Here is a 10,632-nt window from a genome sequence, read left to right as displayed (position 1 = left end):
TACTATTTTTATTAATAAATGCAGAACTGTCGACATAGAACTTTTGATTTGTATTTCTCTTAAAATTTAGCATATTCATAGAACCATTATATCATATAAAAAAAGCAGCACCTTATCTTTTCCAATTATTTGCCTAATTTTTAATCTTAAGTCGATAATTTACTAAATGGAATTCCACAAAAATGATTCATTTACAATTTACAGTTAAAATAAACGTAATTTATACTTTCATGGTCGAAAAAATAAAAGTAAGCAAACTATTGATAATCGAAGTAAATTAACTAATTTTCGAACTATTGCAGAATCTAAACATAATAAAAATGATTTGGTTGATTTGAAATGGATACAATAGTAGGTAAAGATTTGAAATCTGTTTGTTTGGTTTTAACTGAGCAATTAACTAAATTTGAAATTGTAAGAAAATTAAATGACAGAACACCAAACGAAGTAATTAGAGTTATTAAGAATATTTTTCAATCTAGTATTTTAAAGAAAATAGTTAAAGGTATTATAATTTATCAAGGTAAAGAGTTTTTAAAATGAAAACAAATTGAGACTTATATTGGTACTAAAGTTTATTTTTGTGATAAAGGTAAACCTACTCAAAAAACCTATTGTTGAAAGAATTAATCGTGATTTAAGACATTGATTTCCTAAGGGGATTGATTAGATATTTATTCACAACAACACTATGATGAAATAGTTAATATAATAAATGAAAGACCACGACCATGTTTAGGATGATATTCATCTAAAAATTTATTTATAAAGATAATACAAAATAATAAATTAGTTATATAACGTTACTTTTTTTAAACACATAAATTTTGTCTACTCTTGTTACTTTACCAGATCTAACACCCATTGAGTTAGTAGCTTTTAATTTTTGCTTTATACTATCTTTTTGGCTGTATAAATTATTTAAGGGTATTTAATATATTTTAAGAAATTATGGAATAAATAATCCACATACTTAATTTAAAGATACCATGTTTAATTTTATTGTCAACAAATTTTTATATTTTGTATAATGTACGATGAAGCTCCAAAAAAGCAACTCTTGTTAAAGGGTTGTTTTTTTATTTGAAAAAACCATTTTAGTAAATGGTTTAATTATTCTTATTTAATTTCTTTATATTTTTATACCCTACTTTTTTTATACAGTCAACTTGCCTTAGCACGACTAAGCACATATGCAAAAGGATTTAAGTCTACTTAATATGCTTGTTTATTCATAATTCTTGCTTGTAATAATGTAGTGCCTCTACCAGAAAATGTATCTAAAACTATATCATTATCATTAGGAGCAATTCATTAATAAAATATTCAGCTAGTGCTGGAAAAAACATAGCTACATAAGAACAAATACGGTGCATTCAGTCACCTTAAAGTCGGCTATGTTTTTTTCAAGTTTCATTATCTAATAAATTAATAATAGTATTATTTTTTATATTTTTTAATTTAACAGAATTATTTTTTTCCTTCATTTTGCATCACCTTAGTTTTTATTATAGCTTTTATTTTTAATATTACAACATTTTTTATTCTATAGATGTTTCATCTAAAAGTCATATCCTAATAATTTTTATTAACAAATCAAATTGAGTATTTAAAGATTCTCAAGCTAGTTCTGAATTTTTTTTATTATTTAAATAAAAATATGCATGGATTATAGTATTAGGAATATTATTGTTTTTTCCTTTTATCATATTATCTATATATCCTATTTGAGTTTTAAGTTTTTTATATTTTAATTCTGATTCATTTATTTTACAATCAAGATATAATGTATCTAAAATCTCTGTAGAAGATATTTTATGTTTTGAAATCATTTTTTTTAAAATTTCATATATATTATCTGTTTTAAAATTCTTAAAAATTTCTAACATTATTTCTTTTTCTTCTTTTCTAATAAGATTAAATTTATCATCTGGAAAAGGATATGGAACATTTCATTTTTTTCTGTATCTGATAATTTGTCCCAAATATTAATTAGTTTTAATCTAAAATTAGGAGATTTGACTATAGCATATACACTTAAAAGTTCTAAAGATGTTATAATAACAGAAGAAACTAAAAATGGATAATTTTCAGATTTTACTTTTAAAATATCAAATAAAGATGTTATATTATTTTTTCACATTTCTAATAATCCATTTTTAATACCATCTGTTTTATTTTGTTTTGTTGAAACCAATTTTTTATGCGTTTGTTTTAAATTTATTATATTTTTCTCGTATTTAATAAATTCATTTTGAATATCTGTTCTTTTTTCAATTGGTGTTTGTTTTGCTAATTATATTTCTTGTCTTATTGTATGAGTACTGTTATTACTTGAATCTAAATTTTCTAAAATAAATTCATATAAAATATATAAATCTTTCTTTTCATTTCAACCACGAGTTGAATAATTTCCATTTTTAAGATTTGTTATAAGAAATAAATATAATTTTTCTTTAGAAATTTTTTGAATTGTAACCATTCATTTTTTTAACACTAACAGATATTCCAAATAATTTAGATAAAGTACGTAGCTCATCATCATATTCAACTTTTATTGTTGAACGTGCTAATTCTAAATCTGAAATATTATCACTATTTTTGTTTATATTAATTTGACTATTTTTATCAAGCTGATTATATGTGTCTACTACATCTGTAACTCATAATGAATTACTTAAATCAGTTTCTAAAGATTTCTTTGATTTATTAAACCTATAACTTAAATTTGTTTTAATTTCTGATATTTCCATTTTTTTATTATCTTTATAATCAAAAAATTTATCTTTTAAATCATAAAAGTATTTTAATCTTGGCCAAGATCTTTTTCCTTTATTTTCACCAGCTTTGGATTTTCAATTTCAGTAACCTCTAATTGAAAAAAATCAATATTAGTTAATGTACTTAATTTATTAATAACTTTTTCATAATATTTTACATGCTTAAACTCTTCTAATAAATTTTTGTAATTTTTATATTCCTGCATAATTATCATACACATAATTCTTCTATTACCTTCAATTACATATAAGTAATTGTCAATACCTTTTATTACAAAAATTTGATCCATAGCAAGATTATAAACTAATTCTAATTGTTCTATTAAATCAAAAAAATCTGTTCAATCATCTTCATAATTTAATAAATCTTTAATTATATCATTTATTGAATATTTATTTCCTCAATTAATATTTAATAAATCAATTGAAGATGCTAAAGTATATCTTGGATTGTTATATAATAAATTTGTTGCACTTGCATTTACAATTTACAAAATAAAAAAATGTTTTATTTAAAAACATTTTTAACTTGGGGCAGAAATTCTGCTAGCTGTTCTTTTGATAAAACTTCGGTAAAAATATGTTCACGAACCCCATTATCAGTAACTGTCATTGTTGTTGTATTAGCAATTTTTTTTAATTCTAAGACACTATTCCCCATCGCAACAGTATAACCAACAATTTTAGCAAGTTCCAGGTCATTATAACTATCACCATAAAAAATAAACTGTTGTGGATCATAATCATACTCTTTTAAAGCACATAATTTTTTAAAAGCATTACCCTTATTAATATTTAATGCTTGGATATCAAATAAATCTTTTTGAGAGAAAACACCATCAACCTCATTTTTAAATGGCTGATAAATAGCTTGCACTTGTTCTAATTCAGCGGATGAATTAAAAGGGAACAAAATTTTTAAAACTTCAATTTCATTATTTTTTAATAATGATACATAATCAGTTTCAGTATCAATTGGAATGAGATAATTATCATTATCTAATTGCGCATTATATTTTAACATAAAAGCAATCCGACTTGATTCAGGATGACCATAAACCATGTTAGCAGTATAAACAATATGATCAACATTTCCTTCAATAGCATTTGTTAACACCGCAAGAGCTAATGCTTGTGGTAAAGGTTGCTGATATAATATTTCATTTGTTAAACTATCACGAATTAAAGCACCATTGCATGAAATGATTGGCGTTTTAATTTTTAACTTTGCAAAATATTCTTTTGCCATTAAGTCTAATCGCCCTGAAGCTAAAAACAAGTGATAATTACTAGCCAATTGATATGTTTGTAATGCTTCATATGTTTCGGGATTAATTAAATAACCTTTCCCCGCAATTGTGCCATCTAAATCAGTAATTACATAAGGATATTTTTTAACAAGATTCATAATAATCTATTTCCTTTCTACTTATCTACTGTTAATTATAAAACTAAATAAACTGTTTTCGTAGTGTAATTTTAATGTTTTGATGAGTTCCAACCATTATTTTTTGACCACTTTGGCCTTTAAAACTAATTCATCCTAACCCAGCAATAAATAACGAATAATTACCTGGTTCATTAATTTTAATCACTCGCTCAGTTCATTCTTGATAATTTTTTAATTTAACGGCAGCGGTTGATAAATGATGGGTAAAATAATAATCCTTATTGCTTAATTTAGTCCGATGTAATTTCAAATTGTTATTTTTATAAAAATGAAAACTTGTTTTTAAACCTGTAAGATATGAAAAACTGGCTAATCCTTCATAAAAAATTGTTTGTTCTAAATTTAATTGAAATGTCATTGGTTTTAGTAATTGTTTAGTAATCATATTTTTATTATTTTCGGCAAGATACGAAAGCAAACTATGCTTATTCATAATTCCAGGCGTATCATAAACTTTATGTCTAGTTCCCAAATTAACAACAATTTTACCTAATGTTGTTGCAAGATTATTTGAAACAGTAATTTTTTGTTGTTGGTTAGTTAACTTAATTAAACTATTTAATAATGTACTTTTCCCAGTATTCGAACTACCAACAAAAACAATATCATTAGTTTGTCGTTTAATATATCGTCATAATTCATCTAACCCATAATTCTTTAATCCACTAACTAAAATAATATCTTCTAGTTTCGAAAAAAGCACTGAGGTTCTAAAAAGTTCACTAATATAAGTAATAATTTTATGAGGATTAATTAATTTATTTACTAAATCAATTTTATTAATAATCAAAGTTACTTTATTATTTTGTAATAGTTGTTCTAATGTCAACTCTCGTGTTCCATCCAAATCATAAACATCTAAAACATAAAAATAATGTCAATTCAAGTGATAATCTTGGCGTAACTTGGCAAGAAAATCAATTGCTGGGACATTATAAGTAACTAATTTATTATAATGTGTTAATCGAAAACAACGATAACAATAATCTTGCGTTAATGTTTCAACATACCCAAGGTCGTTTGGTGTTGTGTCTTGCAAAACAACCCCACAACCAGAACATTTTTTATAAGATATCATAGTCTAATCCATATTCTCCTTCATCAAAGAAACCCTTATGTAAAATATTTTTTTGAGCTAACCGTTTATAAAGTAAATTTTCTAATAAACGCATTAAACGATTTGATTCATTAACACCTGTTACTGGTACAACCAAAATGCTTTCCATATGTGCCCGATTAGCAAATAAAACATCGGTAATTAATTGATCACCAACCATAATCATTTCATGCGGATTAGCATTAAATTGCCGTGAAATAACGCGAAAATATTTTAATAATGGTTTTTTAGCATTTCAATAATAATGTTCAATTCCTGCTTTTTGTGCAAACCGTTCAACTCGTTTTCGAGCATTATTTGATACTAACACAAAAATCATTCCTAATTCTTTTACCTTTTGAATTAAATTTAAATTATCCGCATTCGGAATACCACGATAAAATGGGGTTAAAGTATTATCTAAATCACAAATAAAAACTTTAATTCCATGTTTTTTTAATGATTCAAGATTAATTTTATTAACATTTTTAACATAAATTGATGGTTTAAAATAATTTAATAATAAATTACGATTCTTTTTTTTCCCAAAAATATTTTTTGCCATCCTTTAAAACCCTCATTTCTTGCTATTATTATATCAATTTTCAATAAAAAAGGTTATTTTCTTTTCTATAAATCATAACCTTTTTAACATCTTTAATTCATTATAATTTCACTAATAAAATATTTATTATTGTGGAATGCAACCGTAATTGTAATAATTTTATCATTAATTTGATATTCAAAAACATTATCGTTTGGTTGTGCTAGAACAATAACATTTATTTTAGCAACAGTTTTTTGCATTTCTTGCAAAATGACATTTTGGCTTTTATCAAAATCAGCAAGATATTTAGTTAAAGTTGTAAAAACACCATTAATCCCTTTTATGTTTTCTAAAATATTATTTAAATAAAATAAGGGACTGTTTTCAATAATTGCCTGATCTTTAAATCCTAATGTTTCCAAAAAAGTATCTGAATTTAATAAAGCATCACGTAAAAGTCATGAGTGATTAGCAGTTGACGTTAAAAAACGGTCAAACAAATGATAAACATCTTTTGCAGCAATAAATGCTGGTTGTGTTATGGCAGCTGTTACCTCTTTTAGAACTTCAACAATACTTTTATTTTTAATAAAATTAGTTAGTTCATTATTTGGTAATCAATTTTGTAATGGTTCTGTAAAAAGCATTTTTAAATTTTTAATTTTTGCAAGGGATGAATTTCGTAATAACATTGTAAAAATATCACCTAAAATATCACCCTGATATAATTCTAAAAATAAATCGTTAACAGCGTTCGGATTAGTAACAATTTTTGCGACAATTGGTTTTAAATTTGCTGGTAAGTTCTTTTCAACTAATGAATTTGTTAAAAAACTAACCATATCATTTAATGATTCACCAGCAGCCATTGTATTAATCAAATCTCAGACTAAATTTCCGGCATAACCTTTTGTGACAATTAAATCAAGTGGTTGATAAATATTAATGATAACTTTACCAAAAGCTGATAACCCAGCTGGTGTTAAATCTTCTCTTGCTAAAAAGGCAATATTTTTTCAAAGCTTTGAACTAATTTGATGATGTTCAGAACTTTGCAATAAAATGGCAATTAAATTTTGTAAGCCATTTCCTGTTGGTTCTCCTAATCATTGTGATAAATTACGCATAATTTGTTGTAAATCTATTTTTGAATTAATCTGATAAGAAGCAGTACGAACTTTGACAATATCATTTCATGTTGCAATTTCACTTGCATTAAATTGTTGCAAATAATTTAAAACAATGCGACTAAATCGAATTATTTCACTAATTGCGGTTAAATTATTAATTAGATTAAATTTAAAATCAATTTTCTGATTCATTATTTTAACAATTGTTGTTCCAAATGTTTTTAATGCAGTTGTATAGTTTACTGCTGTTGCTTCTAAATTTGCTTTATTTTTATAGTCAAACCGTTCTGGTTGCCCTGTTAATTCATTTACAACATTAACAAGACCAATCATTCCCGATGTTAATGATTCTTGATAAGTCATCCCTTGATAAATTGAATCATCAAAAGCATCGCGGAAAGAACTTAACGTTTCTTGTTCAAGAAGATCACTTGCAAATTTTAAAATCGTTGGTGATAAGAAATTATTTAATAAATGGCCATTTGCAATTAATGTTAATAAACTAGGCAGTCCTTCTTTTGCAAGGATAGTAAAAATTTGGGAACCTAATTGAGCCACATTTGAAATCATTTTGTTTGCTGCTGCTGGTTTAAAATTATTCGTTAAGTTTAAGTTTGTTTTTAAATCACTTTTTAAATAAGAATTACCATAATATCGATTAAATAATTCAGCATAACGATTATACTCTTGTAAGTCTTCCCGCTGATCTGGTTGGTTTGGTAAATCTTTTAAATACATTGGTTGAGCAAACTGGGACATTAAATAATTAAAATCATATTTATGGTCATTACTAATGTAAGCCATTTTTGCAACTTTACTATTTAATGCTGCTAAACTTGCTTGATAATGTTGTAATTTTGGAAGATTAGTTTCAGAATTAACACACCCAATAGTTGGTACAACTGAAGTTGTTACTAATGTTAGACTTCCTAAAAACGCTAATAATCTTTTCATTTTAAGTTCACTCCTTTATAGTTTGATAATAATGTTCCATTGCTAACTGATGAACCTCTCTTGTTGGATGAACAATATCAAAAAAAAAATAATCATCAATGTTAGCATTTGCTGGCAGGGCCGGATTACGTTGTGCATTTAACATTTTTTCTTCAATAATTTTTATAAAATCTAAATTTAAATTATTAAAATTAACTGTTATATCTCCCTTTGGATGGCGTGCTTTAAATTCAGTCATTAGCACAGATAAATTATCATATAATCCTCAGTTACGAATAGCATTCTTGTAATATGTATTTGCTAATTCAATCATTTTTGCTACTCGCGTATGAAACTCTGTTGAAATATTATTTGCTCGTTTTTTTAAAGTATCATCTGTATTTTGGTTATTATAACGTGGGATTGCACTAACATTTGGTGCATCAGAAAATAATATTTTTCGAATCCCATTATTTAATAAGGTAAATAATGCGATTTTAATGCGTTCAACACTTTGGTGCATCAGTGCTAACTCTGTTTGTGGATCTGTTGTATCAATAATTTGAAACAAATCATTACCGCCAATTTCAAATAAAACTAAGTCTGTTGAACGTAATTTATGCTGACTAACTAATGCTTGGGCTTGTTTTTCAATTGTAACACGGTTTAATAACATCCCGGCTGTTCCCACCACATCAACAGCGGTTGCTCCCGCAATTGCATAATTACGGCCAAAATCACCAGCATAATCATTTGGAATTCCTGGGCGAATTTTGTCAAAACCAAGCTTAGCATTTAATAATAAAGCAGCTGTGTTTCCATTTGACAAACTGCCATTTTGATAATTTTCTAAATTGCTTGGATCATTAGTGCCAATTTTAATATCTAATTTAAAACTATTTTTGACTAGTTTTTCAATCCCATGCGAATCACTTAAACTATCCCCTAAAATATAATAATTTGTAAATTGTAAATTACTTTTTGCATCATCAATTGCTTTTGATGTATCAATATCTTTCCCAATTAATAATAACGAATCAACAAGGTTAAGATGTGCTCCTTGGGCAATGGTACAACTCGCGACCATAACAGTACTCCCAGTTGCTACATTTAAAACAGCAAGTAAAGTAAAAAATCTTTTCATAATTTTTTCTCCTTTGTTAATTCTTTTTTCTAATAATGATAATAATAAGTGGTCCAATGCTAATTAATAAAAATGGTCACATTAAAATAAAAACAGTTCCTGCTCTTGTGGTATTTAATGCACTAACAAAATTTGGGTGATATAAATCATCCACAGTAATTGGAGCAATAATATCTTGTAGTGTTAAAGCCGGATTAACAAAAATACTTTCACCAGCCATCGCTGTCATTCCATAAGCAAGGTTTTTTAATTGCATATTTAAAAATCAAACTTTATTATTAACAAGATATGTTCCAATTGATTTGTTTACAACTAATCCATTGATGTCAGGTCCAACACTATCAATCATTTGATTATAATCTTCTTGATTATTAATTGTTTGCTGAATTAATGCATGTTCTTTTAAACCTGAACTAAACATTTGGTTAATTCCACCACTTCTAAACATTCATTCCATTCCAGTATGAACATAACCATACGAATGAAATTTAGTCGTAACACTTTTATCAAATTCGATTAAATCAAGTCCAATATCATATAAATCAATATTTTTTCGCTTTGCAATTGTTGCCCCCCAACGATTATAAAATCATGTCGCAGCAAACTGTAAATATTCCTGTTTTATTGCTTCGTTTTCTTCTGGTTTTTCGTAAAAATTTAAGGCTGATAAAATATCAGCTTCATACGATGATTTTAAAACAGTATTAGCAAGTGTTTCATAAATTTTAATCTTACCATTTATTACAAACTTTCCATGCAGAAATGCTCGTTGAATTTGGGTTTTTAAAAATACTATTAATAAATTTTAAAGATTCTAAGTCCATCCCAGGAACAGTTAAACCAATTCCTAGAATTAAAAAAATACTAAGAACTCCGCTTAAAATTCCTAGTCAAATAAACTTCATTTTCTTTGAAAGGTTGTTTAACATTATATTTTTTCCTTCTAATTGATAAATTATTTCAAAACTATTAAATCATTTCCATTGAACCTAGTTAATTATATTATAACGAAATAATTGTCAAAAAAGGAAAAAACTTTAAAATTTCTATTTTGTTAATTTAATTTCTTTATTAAAATAATTCATAGCAACACCAACTAAAGCACATGATACAGCATCAAAACAAACGGAAGTTATTGTTGCTCATCATGAAGTATACTCATTAAAGAAAGTTGGAAACAATGTTACAAAACTAATAATTCCAAAAATTAAACCAATAATCCCAAAGATAAAACTTCAAAAATCACAATAAAATGAATAACGTTCACATTTTAAAACCTCTGGTTTATCATTTCGTGTTTCATTTTTTGTTCTATTAATTATTAAACATATGGATCAAATAAATTATGTGGTAAGATAATTGTTCACCCGAACTTGTTTTATTACTACCACCTTGCCTTGAATCTGATAAGGAAAGTGAAGATGTAATAACAGTTTTATCTCCAATCATTTTGCTAATTGATTCTGCATCTTCATCACTATTACTTTGAATATACAAAAATAAGTTTGTATAATGTACGATGAAGCGGCAAAAAAACAACCCTAACAAGGGT

The 10,632-nt window shown here is 25.9% G+C and carries 12 protein-coding genes and 1 pseudogene; 1 reads left to right on the top strand and 12 read right to left on the bottom strand.

Annotated features, from left to right (window positions below):
- Positions 1-208 precede the first annotated feature (208 nt).
- Positions 209-801 (top strand): annotated as a pseudogene (locus tag C6B38_RS12365) (IS30 family transposase); the annotation flags it as partial.
- A 740-nt stretch (positions 802-1,541) separates the two neighbouring features.
- On the opposite strand, the gene C6B38_RS05845 reads toward C6B38_RS12365, so the two are convergent.
- The 12 genes from C6B38_RS05845 to C6B38_RS05785 form a co-directional block, all read right to left on the bottom strand.
- The gene (locus C6B38_RS05845; RefSeq protein ID WP_105298974.1) at positions 1,542-1,889 is read right to left on the bottom strand and encodes a hypothetical protein; all 348 of its coding nucleotides are present in this window, start codon (positions 1,887-1,889) and stop codon (positions 1,542-1,544) included.
- Positions 1,889-2,197: a hypothetical protein gene (locus C6B38_RS05840; RefSeq protein WP_105298973.1), complete on the bottom strand. Its 309-nt coding sequence runs from the start codon at positions 2,195-2,197 to the stop codon at positions 1,889-1,891. Before C6B38_RS05840 ends, C6B38_RS05845 begins: the two co-directional genes overlap by 1 nt.
- A gap of 259 nt (positions 2,198-2,456) precedes the next feature.
- On the bottom strand, positions 2,457-2,753 hold the full coding sequence (locus C6B38_RS05830) for a hypothetical protein (protein WP_105298971.1): 297 nt from the start codon (positions 2,751-2,753) through the stop codon (positions 2,457-2,459).
- Positions 2,754-2,806: 53 nt separating this feature from the next.
- Positions 2,807-2,995, bottom strand: coding sequence for a hypothetical protein (locus C6B38_RS05825; RefSeq protein ID WP_105298970.1), 189 nt, complete (start codon positions 2,993-2,995; stop codon positions 2,807-2,809).
- Positions 2,996-3,288: 293 nt separating this feature from the next.
- Complete coding sequence (locus C6B38_RS05820) at positions 3,289-4,188, bottom strand: Cof-type HAD-IIB family hydrolase (RefSeq protein ID WP_105298969.1); 900 nt, start codon at positions 4,186-4,188, stop codon at positions 3,289-3,291.
- A 43-nt stretch (positions 4,189-4,231) separates the two neighbouring features.
- Complete coding sequence (yqeH, locus tag C6B38_RS05815) at positions 4,232-5,308, bottom strand: ribosome biogenesis GTPase YqeH (RefSeq protein WP_105298968.1); 1,077 nt, start codon at positions 5,306-5,308, stop codon at positions 4,232-4,234.
- A complete protein-coding gene (locus tag C6B38_RS05810; protein ID WP_004028170.1) occupies positions 5,295-5,891 on the bottom strand; it encodes a YqeG family HAD IIIA-type phosphatase in 597 nt (198 codons plus the stop codon). Before C6B38_RS05810 ends, yqeH begins: the two co-directional genes overlap by 14 nt.
- Before the next feature lie 92 nt (positions 5,892-5,983).
- Positions 5,984-7,957 carry an MOLPALP family lipoprotein gene (locus C6B38_RS05805; RefSeq protein WP_105298967.1) on the bottom strand — a complete coding sequence of 658 codons (1,974 nt, stop codon included), beginning with the start codon at positions 7,955-7,957 and terminating at the stop codon, positions 5,984-5,986.
- Between the two features lies 1 nt (position 7,958).
- The gene (locus C6B38_RS05800; RefSeq protein WP_105298975.1) at positions 7,959-9,080 is read right to left on the bottom strand and encodes an SGNH/GDSL hydrolase family protein; all 1,122 of its coding nucleotides are present in this window, start codon (positions 9,078-9,080) and stop codon (positions 7,959-7,961) included.
- A 16-nt stretch (positions 9,081-9,096) separates the two neighbouring features.
- The gene (locus C6B38_RS11305) at positions 9,097-9,528 is read right to left on the bottom strand and encodes a hypothetical protein (protein WP_233485584.1); all 432 of its coding nucleotides are present in this window, start codon (positions 9,526-9,528) and stop codon (positions 9,097-9,099) included.
- Positions 9,529-9,811: 283 nt separating this feature from the next.
- Positions 9,812-10,009 carry a hypothetical protein gene (locus C6B38_RS11300; RefSeq protein ID WP_233485583.1) on the bottom strand — a complete coding sequence of 66 codons (198 nt, stop codon included), beginning with the start codon at positions 10,007-10,009 and terminating at the stop codon, positions 9,812-9,814.
- A gap of 385 nt (positions 10,010-10,394) precedes the next feature.
- Positions 10,395-10,632, bottom strand: a 238-nt coding sequence (locus tag C6B38_RS05785; protein WP_146693334.1) for a TraM recognition domain-containing protein, incomplete at its 5' end; no start/stop codon positions are given.

The sequence above is a fragment of the Spiroplasma sp. ChiS genome (genome assembly GCF_002968355.1).
Classification (GTDB): domain Bacteria; phylum Bacillota_I; class Bacilli_A; order Mycoplasmatales; family Mycoplasmataceae; genus Spiroplasma; species Spiroplasma citri.
Note: the sequence above shows the minus strand (reverse complement) of the source record. Positions and strands in the feature narration are given on the sequence as shown.